Source organism: Microvirgula curvata, assembly GCF_054781615.1.
On sequence record NZ_BAAGUB010000005.1, the window covers coordinates 82,558 to 97,059 of the forward strand.

Consider the following 14,502-nt stretch of genomic DNA (forward strand, 5'->3'; position numbering starts at 1 on the left):
GTGGCCGGCAGGCCGCAAGACGCCCGGATTCGCCGGTCTGCTTCAATCGACACAGGAAACTACATGCCGAGAATGGCGAACACAGACGGTCTTGCCCTGCCCGCCGTGGGCTCCCTCACCCTGCAACAGGCCGACCGGGACCTCTGGGGCGTCATCGACGCCGAACGGCAGCGGCAGCAGCACTCGATCGAACTGATCGCATCGGAGAACTTCGTCAGCCGCGCCGTGCTTGAAACCCTGGGCTCGGTGCTGACCAACAAGTATGCAGAAGGCTATCCGGGCCGCCGCTACTACGGTGGCTGCCTGCATGCCGACACCGCCGAGAACATGGCGATCGAGCGGGCCACGCGCCTGTTCGGTTGCGAATACGCGAATGTGCAGCCGCACTCGGGCAGCCAGGCCAACCAGGCGGTGTTTCTTGCCTTTCTGGCGCCGGGCGACAAGGTTCTCGGTCTCGACCTGAAGGCCGGCGGGCACCTGACCCATGGCGCCAGGGCCAATATCTCGGGGCGGTGGTTCCAGGCCATCAGCTACGGGGTCGACCCGGTGTCGCACCGGGTCGACATGGACGAGGTCGAACGGATTGCCCGGCGTGAACGGCCCCGGCTGATCATCGCCGGCGGATCGGCTTACTCGCGCACCCTCGACTTTGCGCGCTTCCGCACCATTGCCGACGATGTGGGCGCCCTGTTCATGGCGGATATGGCGCACGTTGCCGGGCTGGTCGCCGGCGGCGTCTTCCCGTCGCCGGTCCCGTTCGCCCATGTCACCACCACCACGACCCACAAGACACTGCGCGGGCCGCGTGGCGGCATGATCCTGGGCAATGACGGCGAGATCATGAAGAAAATCAATTCGGCCGTATTTCCCGGCCTGCAGAGCGGCCCGCTGATGCACATCATTGCCGCCAAGGCCGTAGCGCTGGGCGAGGCGCTGCACCCGACATTTCACGCCTACGCCCGGACCGTGGTCGAGAACGCGCAGGCCCTGTGCGGCCGGCTGGCGGAAGGCGGCCTGTCCATCGTGTCCGGCGGTACGGACTGCCATCTCGGCGTGATCGATCTGCGCCCCTGGGGGCTGGCCGGCAATGTGGCGGAGCATGCGCTGGAACAGGTCGGTCTGACCCTGAACAAGAATACCGTGCCCAACGACGAAACCGGGCCGACGGTCACCTCCGGCATCCGGGTGGGCAGCGCGGCCTGCACCTCGCGCGGCATGGGGCCGGACGAGTTCCGGGAAATCGGCGACATGATCCTTGCCCTGCTCGGCGGCGTGCGTGCCGGCGCCATCGACAGCCGCACGGAAAGCTCGATCCGCGAAGGGGTGGCGGAGCTGACCCGGCGCTTCCCGCTGCCCTACTGAGCACGCAGCCCGCCGGCTACTTCTTCAGCGCATTGGCCAGACGCAGCATGGCCGCCTCGATTTCATAGGCGGTCAGCGACGCATAACCGAGCAGCCAGCCCTGCCGCTTTTCCTCGCCGGCGTACAGCCGGCTGAGGCCCGGAAGCAGCACGCCGGCGCTGGCCGCCTGGCGGATGGTCTTTTCCTCCGACCAGCCGTCCTCCAGCAGGCACAGGACCTGCATGCCGCCCTCCGGCTGCAGCGCGGTCACAATGCCGGCCAGGTGCCGGTCGATGGCTTCAAGCAGGATTTCCCGGCGCCCGGCATACAGCTTGCGCATCGCCCGCACATGGGCGTTGTAGTGTCCTTCTTCCATGAAGCGCGCCAGGGTCAGCTGCAGAATCTGCGGCGTGTGCCCGTCCATGATGCTGCGCGCACGGGCGAAGGCGCTGACCAGCTCCGGCGGAATGACCATATAGCCCATGCGCAGGCCCGGATACAGCGTCTTGCTGAAGGTGCCGATGTAGATCGTGCGCTGGTACTTGTCCAGACCCTGGACACAGGCCGTCGGCAGGCCGTCGTAGTGGAACTCGCTGTCGTAGTCGTCCTCGATGATCCACTTGCCGTTCTCCGCCGCCCAGCTGATCAGCTCCAGCCGCCGTTCAAGCGACAGGGTCGCTCCGGTCGGGTACTGGTGGGATGGCGTCACGTAGACGCAGTCGGCACCGCTGCGATCGGCCCGCAACAGATCGGTGCGGATGCCCTGCGCGTCGACGTCGATCGGCACGACCCTGGCCTCGGTCGACTCGAACGCCTTCTTGGCACCGTAGTAACCCGGGTTCTCCATCAGGATCGGCCGGCCGGCATCCACCAGCAACTGGGCACACAGGAACAGGGCCTGCCGGGTGCTGCTCAGCACCAGAATCTGCTCCGGCGCAGCCTTGGCGCCGCGTTCGAGGTTCAGGTAGGCGGCAATGGCCTTGCGCAGCGGCATCGCCCCCTGCGGATCGCCGTGCAGCAGCACCTGGGCGCGGTAGTCCTTCAGCGCCTGGCGCTGCAGCCGTTCCCAGACATCGGTCGGAAAGGTGCGGGTTTCCGGCAGGCCGGTGGCGAACGCCTTGATCACCTGCTGGTCGATGGTGCCGCCGCTGTCGAGAATCATCCGCCCGCGCCGGCTCAGCCCCGCCCCCGGTTCCATCGTGCTGCGCTTGTGGTCCTGAAGCTTCATGCGCTTGCGCGCCGCGCCGCGCAGTTCGGTGCCGACGGTTTCGGACACATAGCTGCCCGAGCCCTTCTGCCGGGCGATGAAGCCGTCGCGATGCAATTGCACATAGGCGTTCTCGACCGTATCGCGGGCCACGCCGAGCGAAGTGGCAAGTGCCCGCGTCGCCGGCAGTTTCACGCCCGGCCCCAGGGCGCCGTCGAGGATCAGCGCACGCAGTGCGCGCTGGATGCGCTGGTGCAGGTTCAGCAGCTCGAACTCGGCATCGTTCAGCCGCATTTTCAGGGTTTCAAGCTCGAATGTCTTTGCCATGTGGTCTGCCTGACAGGGTGGAAATGGCCCACTAAATCAGGCCATCTTATCCATAGACTGTGCGGGTCGTCACTGCCTTTGTGACTGGCGATGCCACGCATCGCGAACTCATCCGAACAGGCTCAGAAAAACGTATGGCAAGGTCTCACAACTTCAGCGCGGGCCCGTCCGCGCTGCCGATGGAAGTGCTGCGGGAAGCGCACCGGGAATTTTTCGACTTCGCCGGCACCGGCATGTCGGTGATGGAAATCAGCCATCGCTCGGGGACATTCATCGAGCTTGCCCGCCAGGCCGAACAGGATCTGCGCACCCTCCTGAAGGTACCAGACCACTACCGGGTGCTGTTCCTGCAGGGCGGCGCCTCGCTGCAGTTCTCGCAGGTGCCGATGAATCTGCTGCGCGGCAAGCGCACGGCGGACTATCTGCACACCGGGCTCTGGTCCGGCAAGGCCATCCAGGCCGCCAGCCGCTACTGCGACGTCCGCGTCGCGGGCAGCAGCGAATCGTCCGGCTTCGACCACATCCCCGACGCCGCGGACTGGCAGCTCAATCCGGATGCCGCCTATCTGCACTACACCGAGAACGAAACGGTGCATGGCGTGCAGTTCTCCACCACGCCGGATGCCGCCGTCCCGCTGGTCTGCGATGCGTGCTCGAGCCTGCTGTCCAAACCGATCGATGTGGCAAAGCACGGGCTGATCTACGCCGCCGCGCAGAAGAATATCGGGCCGGCGGGCGTCACCGTCGTCATCGTGGACGAAGCGCTGCTTGATGCGCCGCTGAACGTGACGCCGGACGTGCTGAATTATGCCCATCAGGCACGGGCGGACTCGATGCTCAACACCCCGGCCACCTTCTCCTGGTACCTGACCGGGCTGACCCTCAAGTGGATCAGCCGCTCCGGCGGCATCGAGCAGATCCACCGCGCCAATCAGGCCAAGGCCGAGCTGCTGTACCGCACGATCGACAGCAGCGACGGCTTCTACGTCAACCCGGTGCAAGCGGCCAGCCGCTCCATCAACAACGTGCCGTTCGTGCTGGCCGACCCTGCCCTGGAAAAGACCTTCCTGCAACTGGCCGACCGGGCCGGGCTCAACGGGCTCAAGGGCCATGCGTCGGTCGGCGGGATCCGGGCCAGCATCTACAACGCGATCGGTCTGCCCGCCGTCGAGGCGCTGACCGACTTCATGCACGACTTCCAGCGCATCCATGGCTGAGGCACTGCCGGGGTGCGCTGCACAAAGTGGTCTGCCCGAGCCGTCCAAAGTGTAGGGGCCACACCGTCCAGTCACGCGATATAAATTCACCACCAGTCTATGCCGGGCACATTGTCAGGCAGCGGAGATCAGAAAATCATGTCCTCTTCAGCTTCGTCTTCATCCCTTCGCCTCAGTGATCTCACTCACCCGGTCGTGGCCGGGCTGATCTCGGTCATCGTCAACTATGGCGGCACATTCATCCTGGTGTTCCAGGCCGCGAAAGTGGCCGGCCTCAGTCCGGAACTGACCGCCTCCTGGGTGTGGTCGGTGTCGATCGGTGTGGGGGTCACCGGGCTCTTCCTCAGCTGGATCTCCCGCGAGCCGATCATCACCGCCTGGTCGACGCCGGCCGCGGCCTTTCTGGTCGTCGCCCTGGCCACGACGCCGTATGCCGAGGCGGTCGGCGCCTATCTGGTCTCGGCAGCGGCCTTTGTGCTGCTCGGCCTGTCGGGCTATTTCGAACGCGTCATCCGGCTGATTCCGCCGGGCGTGGCCGCAGGCCTGCTGGCCGGCATTTTGCTGCAGTTCGGCATCGGCGCCTTTGGCGGCATGAGCATCGACCCGCTGCTGGCCGGCCTGCTGATCGTTGCCTATGTCGTGCTCAAGCGCTTCACCGCACGCTACGCCGTGGTCGGCATCCTGGTGCTGGGGCTGGCCTTCCTGCTGCTGCAGGGGCGCGTCGACCTGTCCGGGCTGGAACTGAAACTGGCCGCGCCGGTCTTCACCCTGCCGGTGTTCACGCTGAACTCGCTGCTGAGTGTCGCGCTGCCGCTGTTCCTGATCACCCTGACCGGGCAGTACATGCCCGGCATGCTGGTGCTGCGCAATGACGGCTTCAAGACCAGCGCCAACCCGATCGTGACCGTCACCGGCCTCGGTTCCCTGCTGATGGCGCCGTTCGGCTCGCATGCCTTCAACGTCGCCGCGATCACGGCCGCCATCTGCACCGGCAAGGAAGCGCACGAGGACCCGTCCAGGCGCTGGATCGCCGGGGTGGCGGCAGGGATTTTCTACATCCTGGTCGGCGTGTTCGGCGTCACGCTCGCCGCCGTCTTCATGGCCTTTCCGGCCACCTTCATCACCACTCTGGCCGGGCTCGCCCTGCTGGGCACCATCGGCGGCAGCCTCGCCAATGCCATGGCCGATGCGAAATCCCGCGAAGCCGCGCTGATCACCTTCCTGGCGGCGGCGGCCAATATCAAGCTGTTCGGCATCGGCGGCGCGTTCTGGGGCCTGCTGATCGGGCTGGTGGCCTACGCCGTGCTCAATGGCGCGCTGCCGCGCCGCGCCGCAGCCACCGACACGGTGCGTCCTGCCGCCGAACCCGCCATCAACAAAGGGGGAGCCAACTGATGCCCGCGACATCCAGCCACACCGATCTTCCGGCCTCGCCATCCGGCACCCAGACCCGGCACGACCGGCACGGCCGCTATCCGCAGGCCGATACCGTCGACGACTTCCGCCGCAACCTGGCCGTGGTTCGCGAACGCATCGCCAGCGCCTGCCTGCGGGTCGGTCGCGAACCGGCCAGCGTGCGCCTGCTGCCGGTCAGCAAGACCTTTGACGAAGCGCATGTGCGCCTCGCGTATGCGGCGGGCTGCCGGCTGCTCGGCGAGAACAAGGTGCAGGAAGCCCATCGCAAGTGGGAAGCCACGGCCGATCTGCCGGACCTGCACTGGTCGGTCATTGGCCATCTGCAGACCAACAAGGCCAGGCAGGTCGCCCGCTTTGCCGACGAGTTCCAGGCGCTCGACAGCCTGCGGGTGGCCGAGGAGCTGAACCGGCGCCTGCAGGCCGAAGGCCGCGAGCTGGATGTGTTCGTTCAGGTCAATACCTCCGGCGAGGCCAGCAAGTACGGCCTGCAGCCCGAGGACGTTGCGGCCTTCCTGCACGCCCTGCCCGCCTTCCCGGCCCTGCGCGTGCGCGGCCTGATGACGCTGGCCCTGTTCTCGGCCGAGGCGGCGCGGGTCCGCGCCTGCTTTGTGCTGCTGCGGGAGCTGCGCGACCGCCTGCGCCAGGACGCCCCGCCCGGCATCGGCCTGAACGAGCTGTCGATGGGCATGTCCGGCGACTTCGAGATCGCCATCGAGGAAGGTGCGACCGTGGTCCGGGTCGGGCAGGCCATTTTCGGCGCCCGCGCCCTGCCCGACTCGTATTACTGGCCCACGGCGGAAACTGCCGCCAGCGCGTAAGCCGCCGGCCGCCGGCGGAATTCTTTTGCATCACGACCAAGCAGGAAGAAAAGCCATGAACACTTCACCCTCGTATCTCATGCAGACGTATTCGCGCCGGCCAGTTTCCTTCACCCGGGGCCATGGTGCGCGGCTGTGGGATGCGCAGGGCGTGGAATACCTGGATGCCATCGCCGGTGTCGCCGTCACCAACCTCGGCCACGCCCATCCCGAGATCGCCGCCGCCATCGCCGACCAGGCCGGCAAGCTGCTGCATACCTCCAATCTGTTTCGCATCGAATGGCAGGAACAGCTCGGTCAGCGGCTGTGCGCGCTGTCGGGCATGGAACGCGCCTTTTTCTGCAATTCGGGGGCCGAGGCCAACGAGGCGGCGCTCAAGCTGGCCCGGCTCCATGCCAACGCCAGACAGGTCGTGCAACCGCTGGTGCTGGTCATGGAGAACAGTTTTCATGGCCGCACACTGGCGACGCTGGCCGCGACCGGCAACCCGGCGGTGCAGCGCGGCTTCGAGCCGCTGGTGCCGGGCTTTGTGCGCGTGCCCTACGACGATATCGAGGCCGTCCGCGAACTGGCGGCGCAGACCGCCGACATCGTTGCGGTACTGATCGAGCCGGTACAGGGAGAAGGCGGCGTGCATGCGGCCTCCGCTTCCTACCTTCGCGCATTGCGCCAGCTGTGCGACGAGCGCGGCTGGCTGATGATGATGGACGAGGTGCAGACCGGCATGGGTCGTACCGGCGCCTGGTTCGGCTTCCAGCATGCCGGCATCGTGCCCGACGTCATCACCCTGGCCAAGGGGCTGGGCAATGGCGTGCCGATCGGCGCCTGTCTGGCGCGCGGCGCGGCCGCCAGTCTGTTCTCGCCCGGTCATCACGCCTCCACCTTCGGCGGCAATCCGCTGGTCTGCCGTGTCGGCTGCACCGTGCTCGACATCATGGAGCGCGAACAGTTGCCGGCGCGGGCCGCCGTGCTGGGCCGCCGGCTGCTGGCCGGCCTGCAGGCGACACTGGGTGATCACCCCGACGTCGTCTCGATTCGCGGCCTGGGGCTGATGGCCGGCATCGAACTGAACCGGCGCTGCGGAGAGCTGGTCGGGCGCGCGCTGGACGAACAGCGCCTGCTGATTACCGTGACCCGCGACACCACCCTGCGCCTGCTCCCGGCCCTGATCTGCGACGAAGCGCAGATCGACGAGATCGTGGTGCGCGTGGCGCGCCTGCTGGCAACGCCCGCCGCCCGACAGAAAACCCATGAGGAGCTGCAAGCATGACCCGCATGCCACCCTGCGCCCAACCGGATGCCGCCGGCTTCTTCGGCCGCTTCGGCGGCAGCTTCATCAGCGAGACCCTGGCCGGCGCCGTCAACGAACTGCACCGGGCCTATCTGCGCTACCGGGACGATGCGGACTTCGTCGCCGAGTTCCGCGACGAGCTGGCGGACTATGTCGGCCGGCCATCGCCGGTGTACCACGCCAGACGGCTCAGTGACGAGACGGGAGGCGCGCAGATCTTCCTCAAGCGCGAAGACCTCAACCATACCGGCGCCCACAAGATCAACAATGTGATCGGCCAGGCCATGCTGGCGCGACGCATGGGCAAGCGGCGCATCATTGCCGAGACCGGTGCCGGTCAGCACGGCGTGGCCACCGCCACCATCTGCGCCCGCTACGGGCTGGAGTGCGTGATCTACATGGGCAGCGAAGACATCCGGCGGCAGCACCCGAATGTCCAGCGCATGCAGTTGCTGGGTGCGACCGTGGTGCCGGTGGAATCCGGCAGCCGGACGCTGAAGGACGCCATGAACGAGGCCATGCGCGACTGGGTTGCACATGTCGACAACACGTTCTACCTGATCGGCACCGTGGCCGGCATGCATCCGTATCCGATGATGGTGCGCGACTTCCAGACCGTGATCGGCAAGGAGTGCCTGGAGCAGATGCCGGCCCTGTTCCGGCGCCGGCAGATGCTGAAGCAGCATCCGGATGCGATAGTCGCCTGTGTCGGCGGCGGCAGCAACGCCATCGGCATCTTCCACCCGTATATCGGCCACGAGGGAGTGCGCCTGATCGGCGTGGAAGCCGCCGGTTTCGGGCTGGACAGCGGCAAACACGCCGCCTCGATCCAGCGCGGCAGCGCCGGCGTGCTGCATGGCAACCGCACCCTGATCCTGCAGGACGACAACGGCCAGGTGCTGGAGACCCACAGCATCAGTGCCGGCCTGGACTATCCGGGCGTCGGACCGGAACACGCGTGGCTGCACGAGATCGGCCGTGCCGAGTATGTCGGTGTCACCGATGCCGAAGCGGTCGACGCCTTCCATCGCCTCAGCCGCGTCGAAGGCATCATTCCGGCGCTGGAAGCCAGTCATGCCGTTGCCCATGCCATCAAGCTGGCAAGGGAGATGTCCCGCGAGCAGGCCATTCTGGTCAATCTGTCCGGCCGGGGCGACAAGGACATGGACACGGTACTGGCCCATGACTGCAGCAGGGCGGGAGGTGTCGCATGAGCCGGATCGAGCACACCTTCCACCGTCTGGCGCAGCAGGGTCGGCAGGCGCTGATCCCGTATGTGACGGCAGGCTATCCGCAGGCCGGCATCACCCCGACCCTGATGCATGCGCTGGTCAGCGCCGGCGCCGACATTATCGAGCTGGGCGTACCGTTTTCCGATCCGTCCGCCGACGGTCCGACCATCCAGCAGTCCAGTGAGCAGGCACTGCTCGCCGGCATTGGCCTGCCGCAGGTGCTCAACCACGTCCGCCAGTTCCGCAGCACCGACAACAGCACGCCAGTGGTGCTGATGGGCTACGCCAATCCGCTCGAACGCTACGACCAGTTGCGCCGTCCGGGCGCCTTTGCCGAGGCCGCGGCGGCGGCCGGCGTGGATGGCGTGCTGGTGGTCGACTACCCGCCGGAAGTGTCCGGCGCGCTGGCCACCCAGTTGCGCCGGCACGGCATGGATCTGATCTTCCTGATTGCCCCGACGTCGACCGAGCAACGCATCCGGCAGATTGCCGAATGTGCCAGCGGCTATGTCTATTGCGTGTCCGTCAATGGCGTGACCGGCACCCGGACGCTGGACATGGCCCAGGTTCAGGACACGCTGGCGCGCATCCGCCGCCACGTGCGGCTTCCGGTCGGCGTCGGTTTCGGCATCCGCGATGCGCAGACCGCGCGCGCAGTCGCCCACACGGCAGACGCCGTCGTGATCGGCTCCTGGCTGATCGAGGCCCTGCCGGGCAAACCGGTGACAGACACGCTGGCGGCAGCCAGCACCCTGATACGCGATGTCCGCCGGCAGATGGACCTGCCCGCGCCGACCGCTCCCCTTCAGCCCATTCCTTCATCCCGACCACAGGACCCCGCCAACATGTATTACCAGCAATCCGTGACCCTCGACGATTTCGACGCCGAACTGGCCGAGGCCGTGCGCAACGAAGAACGCCGTCAGGAAAACCACGTCGAACTGATCGCGTCCGAGAACTATGCCAGCCCGCTGGTGATGTCCATCCAGAACACAGTCCTGACCAACAAGTATGCCGAGGGTTATCCGGGCAAGCGCTATTACAGCGGCTGCGAGTATGTCGATGTGGCCGAGCGCCTGGCCATCGAGCGGGCCCGGGCACTGTTCGATTGCGATTATGTCAACGTCCAGCCGCATGCCGGCGCCCAGGCCAATGCCGCCGTGTTCCTGGCGCTGGTCAGCCCCGGCGACACCGTGATGGGGATGAACCTGGCCCAGGGCGGACACCTGACCCACGGCAACCCGTCCAACTTCTCCGGCCGTCACTACAGGATTGTCCCCTACGGCCTCGATCCGGCGACCGGGCTGATCGACTACGACGAGATGGAACGCATCGCGCTGGAAACCCGGCCGAAGATGCTGATCGGCGGTTTCTCCGCCTACTCACGCTACAAGGACTGGGCGCGCATGCGCGCCATTGCCGACAAGGTCGGCGCCCTGTTCTGGGTGGACATGGCCCACGTGGCCGGCCTGGTCGCGGCCGGCGAATACCCGAATCCGCTGCCGCATGCCCATGTGGTGACCAGCACCACCCACAAGACCCTGCGCGGCCCGCGCGGCGGCCTGATCCTGTCCCGGGGCCAGGACGAGGACTTCTACAAGAAGCTCAACTCGGCTGTCTTCCCCGGGGTCCAGGGCGGGCCGCTGATGCACCTGATCGCCGCCAAGGCCATCGCGTTCAAGGAAGCCCTGGCGCCCGAATTCAAGACCTACCAGAAGCAGGTCGTGACCAATGCCCGTGCCATGGCCGCCCTGCTGCAGAAGCGCGGCTACAAGATTGTGTCCGGCGGCACGGACAACCACATGATGCTGATCGACCTGTCCGACAAGCCGTACACCGGCAAGGACGCCGATGCGGCACTGAGCAACGCCTATATCACGGCGAACAAGAACTCGGTGCCCAATGATCCGCGCTCGCCGTTCGTCACGTCGGGCCTGCGCATCGGCACGCCGGCCGTCACCACCCGCGGTTTCGGCGTGGAAGAGTGCGAGCAGCTGGCAGGCTGGCTGTGCGACGTGCTGGATGCGCTGGAAACCGGCAACAGCGATCTGGTGGCACGCCAGGTGCGGGAGCAGGTCACGGCGCTGTGCCGCCGCCATCCGGTCTACCAGTAAGCCGGCGCAGGGCAACCGCCCCCGTTCGGCAACGAGCGGGGGCGGTTGCAATTCACATTCAGGGGCGTATTAATAGCCGGGATTCGCGACCAGACTGAACAGACAGTGGATGTAGACGCATGACTCATGAAAGACAGAATGTGCGGCGGGCGGCCGGGTACACCCCGGGAGATCAACCGGAATGCCGGGTCGTCGCCAAGCTGAATACCAACGAAAACCCGTATCCCCCGGCCCGGCAGGTGATCGAGGCGCTGCAATCGGTCCAGCCGGATGAATTGCGCCGCTACCCGCACCCGAGCGCCCGCGCCTTCCGGGAGCTGGCGGCCAGCGTGCATGGCCTGTCGCCGCAGAATGTCATCGCCACCAACGGCGGGGACGAGCTGCTGCGGCTGGCGATCAGTACGTTTGTCGAGCCCGGGCAGCCGATCGGGATTGTGCGGCCGAGTTATGGCCTGTACGGCGTGCTGGCGGAAATACACGACTCCCCCACTTTCGCCCTTCCGCTGCAGGACGACTGGTCGCTGCCGCCGGACCTGGGCAGGAAGATGAATGAAGCGGGGGTGGCACTGCTGCTGATCTGCAATCCGCATGCACCGTCCGGCACGCTGATCAGTGTGCCGGAACTCGACCGGCTGGCCAGCGGGTTCAACGGCGTCCTGCTGATCGATGAAGCCTATGTCGACTTCGTCGACCCGGCGCTGGCGCACAGCACCCTGCCGCTGCTGTCCCGCCACGAGAACCTGCTGATGCTGCGGACCCTGAGCAAGGGCTATTCACTGGCCGGGCTGCGCTTTGCCTACGGGCTGGGCGCCGCCTCGCTGCTGGAGCCGATGTTCAAGACCAAGGACAGCTACAACGTCGACGCCATCGCCCAGCGCCTGGCCGTCGCCGCACTCGAAGCCGGCGACGCGGCGCGGGCCTCGGCACAGCGGGTGCGCAGCGAACGGCAACGGATAGCGCAGTCGCTGGCGGCACGCGCGCTGCCGTCCGCGCCGAGCCAGACCAATTTCCTGCTGGTCAGCGTGCCGGAAGACAGCCGGGGCGGTGCCAGGGGCGTGTTCGAGGGCCTGCGGACCCAGGGCATTTTCGTCCGCTATTTCGACGAGGACCGCCTGCGGGACAAACTGCGCATCACCATCGGCACTCCGGCGGAAAATGACGCCTTGCTGGCAGCGCTGGATATGCTGGGGTTTGGCGCCGCGCACCCGTAGCGGAAAACGCCCCGGGGATGGCTCCGCTTTTCATGGTGGCGAGCGCAAATGAAAATGACCGGCCCCGGGGCCGGTCATTCTGTCTGGCTGTTCACACACACCGACAGGGATCAGAACGCCCAGCGGGCTGTCGCATGGGCGACCTGTGCCGTGTAGCCGCTGCCCTTGGTAATGCCGATCCGCCGCCGACAAAGCTGGCGCCAGAATCGATACCGGCATTCTTGAAGTCGTGATTCCAGAACAGGTTCACGTACGGCTGGACCCTGACCCCGCCGATTGACGTGTCGTGATTGAGCTGGGCCCCCAGGATGGAGCGCATGCGCTCGGCCGAATTCGAGTCCACACTCAGTGCCAGCGGGCCGCCGCCGCTTTCCGTATAGCCGTCCTGCGACACCTTGTTCCATTCCAGCTTCAGTTGCGGAACGCTGCCGTAAACGGACAGCTGCGTGCTCTTGACCCGGCAGCTGTTGCCGCTGAGCTGGTCGTTGTAGTCGACGGAGGTGTCGGAATAGCTGAGCGCGACGCCACCGACCAGCCCCGGTGCGAACTCGTGGTCGGCACCGGCGATAATGCCCCAGCCCTTGCTGTCGTAGCCGGCGAAACCGTCCCGCTCGTTCTGGCTTCCGCGCAGACTGTATGTCCTGGCCCAGACGCCATTGCGTGCCGTTTCATCCCCGGCGGCCATGCCGCGCGCCGTACCGCCTGCCGCGTTGTCCGCCAGCCGGAGACCTTCCAGACGGGTTCCGACCCGATCCATGGCACCGGTCAGGCTGCCGATGCTGGCCACCTGCAGCGCACGCGACAGTGTCGGCATCAGCTTCGCGCAGCACCAGATAGCGGTATTGCTGCCCGGCAACAAGACTGACACCGGTCAGGCGAGGGAGGGTGGACGATTGCGTCCCGGCGATGATGTCGTCCAGGCTGTTGACGGGTGAAGCCGCCGCATTCGGGCTGAACATCCCCTTGACGATCAGCAGACCATTGACCACACCGACATTCTGCAAGGACACATTGAATGTCCCCGACGTGCCGACAAAGAACGAGCCCAGTGCGCAAGTCGTGACCGAATTCACAAAGGTCAAATAGGAAACGCACAGGCAACCGCAACGTCATTCCGGCAGAACCACAGCCGTTCACACTCACCGGGCAAGGCCCCACCCGTCACGCCTCAACGGCCGCAGGCAAACTCCAGGCTCGCCTGCCCCAGCTCGCTGGCATGAACCATGAAACCGACCATAGGCTGGCTCGACACAGACGGCTTTTGCGACCAGCTGCGGTCAGCCCGCGTACCAGTTCATCGTCGAAGACCAGCACCCAGGCCACATAGCGGGTGCTGCCGGCCGGATCATTGATCACATCCCACTGCGTGCTCCGCGCCATCAGCAGGGCCTCACCCCGCCCTGCTTCCCGTCCGCAGAAAAAACATGTCATTCATATTGACCGTTCCGCTGACAACGGAATAATCCAATACGGTTTTTATCAAAAATAACTGATCTTTCATTTGGCAATCTGTTGAATGAAAATTTTTTAACGTTATTTTATGGAAAGGATTTCATGCGCTGTGTTTGTCCTAAGATTTGCATCGCATTCTATGCCATACAACACGCAAAAGACGTAAACTGCCCTGGCAGGCTTGACAGGTACAGAGGGTTTACTCAAGCACGTGCGTCATGCAGGCGATGACATAACGCTGAAAACATTTTTCCATTTCTGCATTGCCATTGCTCGCCATTTGATTGATTCAGAATGAATAAAACAGCGGAAATTGATTGCAACATCAATAACAAATTCAATCAACAGCCCCCCCGCCCCCGCTCTTTGCCACATGCCGGCGATATCGGGAAACCGGGAGCGGTGCTCCGCACAAGATAAAGAGGGAAATCCGATGAAATCTCTACGCAGCAAAATGGTGGCGTTTGTCATTCTGATCATAACGCTGCTGTCCATCCTCTTTTGCGTGGTCGTCTACAGCAAGATGAGCAGCGCGCTGCTGTCCAGCGTGCATGGCGAGATCGACCAGGCCGCCAGCAACAAGGTCAGTTTTGTCACCGAGTGGGTCAATTCCCGCCAGCAGGTGATGGCGGCGACGCTGGCGCGCTTCGGCCAGGGCGACCTGCATCCGGTGCTCGACCAGACGCTGGAAGCCGGCCATTTCGACGATGCCTACGTCGGCCAGCCCGACAAGACCATGACCCAGTCCAGCAAGACGCCGCCGGTTCCCCCCGGCTACGATCCGACCGGGCGACCGTGGTATGTAGCGGCGATTGCCGCGCAGGGACCCATCGCGACCGCACCTTATATTGACGCCGCGACCAAGCGCCCGATCAT

Annotated in this window: 12 protein-coding genes and 1 pseudogene; 10 read left to right on the forward strand and 3 right to left on the reverse strand. The window is 65.4% G+C overall.

Annotated features, from left to right (window positions below):
- The first annotated feature begins 72 nt into the window (after positions 1–72).
- Positions 73–1,362, forward strand: coding sequence for a serine hydroxymethyltransferase (locus ACYVG8_RS04465; RefSeq protein ID WP_460745067.1), 1,290 nt, complete (start codon positions 73–75; stop codon positions 1,360–1,362).
- Between the two features lie 16 nt (positions 1,363–1,378).
- Here the strand turns inward: ACYVG8_RS04465 and pdxR are convergent, their stop codons facing one another.
- Complete coding sequence (gene pdxR, locus ACYVG8_RS04470; RefSeq protein WP_028499011.1) at positions 1,379–2,875, reverse strand: MocR-like pyridoxine biosynthesis transcription factor PdxR; 1,497 nt, start codon at positions 2,873–2,875, stop codon at positions 1,379–1,381.
- Between the two features lie 134 nt (positions 2,876–3,009).
- Here pdxR and serC point away from each other — a divergent pair, with 134 nt between their 5' ends.
- From serC to hisC, 8 genes and pseudogenes are all read left to right on the forward strand, one after another.
- On the forward strand, positions 3,010–4,092 hold the full coding sequence (gene serC / locus ACYVG8_RS04475; RefSeq protein ID WP_028499010.1) for a 3-phosphoserine/phosphohydroxythreonine transaminase: 1,083 nt from the start codon (positions 3,010–3,012) through the stop codon (positions 4,090–4,092).
- 138 nt (positions 4,093–4,230) lie between these two features.
- Positions 4,231–5,487, forward strand: a complete 1,257-nt coding sequence (locus ACYVG8_RS04480; RefSeq protein ID WP_028499009.1) for a benzoate/H(+) symporter BenE family transporter — start codon at positions 4,231–4,233, stop codon at positions 5,485–5,487.
- A complete protein-coding gene (locus tag ACYVG8_RS04485; RefSeq protein WP_460745068.1) occupies positions 5,487–6,326 on the forward strand; it encodes a YggS family pyridoxal phosphate-dependent enzyme in 840 nt (279 codons plus the stop codon). The genes ACYVG8_RS04480 and ACYVG8_RS04485 overlap by 1 nt, the downstream gene beginning before the upstream one ends.
- Positions 6,327–6,381: 55 nt before the next feature.
- Positions 6,382–7,596 (forward strand): aspartate aminotransferase family protein, encoded by a 1,215-nt coding sequence (locus tag ACYVG8_RS04490; RefSeq protein WP_107890046.1) that lies wholly within the window; start codon positions 6,382–6,384, stop codon positions 7,594–7,596.
- Positions 7,597–7,601: 5 nt separating this feature from the next.
- A complete protein-coding gene (gene trpB / locus ACYVG8_RS04495; RefSeq protein WP_107890388.1) occupies positions 7,602–8,831 on the forward strand; it encodes a tryptophan synthase subunit beta in 1,230 nt (409 codons plus the stop codon).
- Positions 8,828–9,553 (forward strand): annotated as a pseudogene (gene trpA, locus ACYVG8_RS04500) (tryptophan synthase subunit alpha); the annotation flags it as partial. The gene trpB and the pseudogene trpA, both read left to right, overlap by 4 nt.
- A 141-nt stretch (positions 9,554–9,694) precedes the next feature.
- On the forward strand, positions 9,695–10,963 hold the full coding sequence (gene glyA / locus ACYVG8_RS04505) for a serine hydroxymethyltransferase (protein WP_028499006.1): 1,269 nt from the start codon (positions 9,695–9,697) through the stop codon (positions 10,961–10,963).
- Positions 10,964–11,082: 119 nt separating this feature from the next.
- Positions 11,083–12,174, forward strand: a complete 1,092-nt coding sequence (gene hisC, locus ACYVG8_RS04510) for a histidinol-phosphate transaminase (RefSeq protein WP_460745069.1) — start codon at positions 11,083–11,085, stop codon at positions 12,172–12,174.
- 91 nt (positions 12,175–12,265) lie between these two features.
- On the opposite strand, the gene ACYVG8_RS04515 is transcribed toward hisC, so the two are convergent.
- Complete coding sequence (locus ACYVG8_RS04515) at positions 12,266–12,988, reverse strand: autotransporter outer membrane beta-barrel domain-containing protein (protein WP_028499004.1); 723 nt, start codon at positions 12,986–12,988, stop codon at positions 12,266–12,268.
- Between the two features lie 854 nt (positions 12,989–13,842).
- On the reverse strand, positions 13,843–14,097 hold the full coding sequence (locus ACYVG8_RS04520) for a hypothetical protein (RefSeq protein ID WP_156952501.1): 255 nt from the start codon (positions 14,095–14,097) through the stop codon (positions 13,843–13,845).
- Between ACYVG8_RS04520 and ACYVG8_RS04525 the strand changes: the two genes are divergently transcribed.
- Positions 14,081–14,502, forward strand: a 422-nt coding sequence (locus ACYVG8_RS04525) for a PDC sensor domain-containing protein (protein WP_460745071.1), incomplete at its 3' end; no start/stop codon positions are given. The genes ACYVG8_RS04520 and ACYVG8_RS04525 overlap by 17 nt on opposite strands.

What these genes read in the sequence shown, in the direction of transcription:
- ACYVG8_RS04465 (WP_460745067.1), top strand. Translation starts at nt 73, where the DNA reads ATGGCGAACACAGACGGTCTTGCCCTGCCCGCCGTGGGCTCCCTCACC.
- pdxR (WP_028499011.1), bottom strand. Translation starts at nt 2,875, where the DNA reads ATGGCAAAGACATTCGAGCTTGAAACCCTGAAAATGCGGCTGAACGAT.
- serC (WP_028499010.1), top strand. Translation starts at nt 3,010, where the DNA reads ATGGCAAGGTCTCACAACTTCAGCGCGGGCCCGTCCGCGCTGCCGATG.
- ACYVG8_RS04480 (WP_028499009.1), top strand. Translation starts at nt 4,231, where the DNA reads ATGTCCTCTTCAGCTTCGTCTTCATCCCTTCGCCTCAGTGATCTCACT.
- ACYVG8_RS04485 (WP_460745068.1), top strand. Translation starts at nt 5,487, where the DNA reads ATGCCCGCGACATCCAGCCACACCGATCTTCCGGCCTCGCCATCCGGC.
- ACYVG8_RS04490 (WP_107890046.1), top strand. Translation starts at nt 6,382, where the DNA reads ATGAACACTTCACCCTCGTATCTCATGCAGACGTATTCGCGCCGGCCA.
- trpB (WP_107890388.1), top strand. Translation starts at nt 7,602, where the DNA reads ATGCCACCCTGCGCCCAACCGGATGCCGCCGGCTTCTTCGGCCGCTTC.
- glyA (WP_028499006.1), top strand. Translation starts at nt 9,695, where the DNA reads ATGTATTACCAGCAATCCGTGACCCTCGACGATTTCGACGCCGAACTG.
- hisC (WP_460745069.1), top strand. Translation starts at nt 11,083, where the DNA reads ATGACTCATGAAAGACAGAATGTGCGGCGGGCGGCCGGGTACACCCCG.
- ACYVG8_RS04515 (WP_028499004.1), bottom strand. Translation starts at nt 12,988, where the DNA reads ATGCCGACACTGTCGCGTGCGCTGCAGGTGGCCAGCATCGGCAGCCTG.
- ACYVG8_RS04520 (WP_156952501.1), bottom strand. Translation starts at nt 14,097, where the DNA reads ATGACAAACGCCACCATTTTGCTGCGTAGAGATTTCATCGGATTTCCC.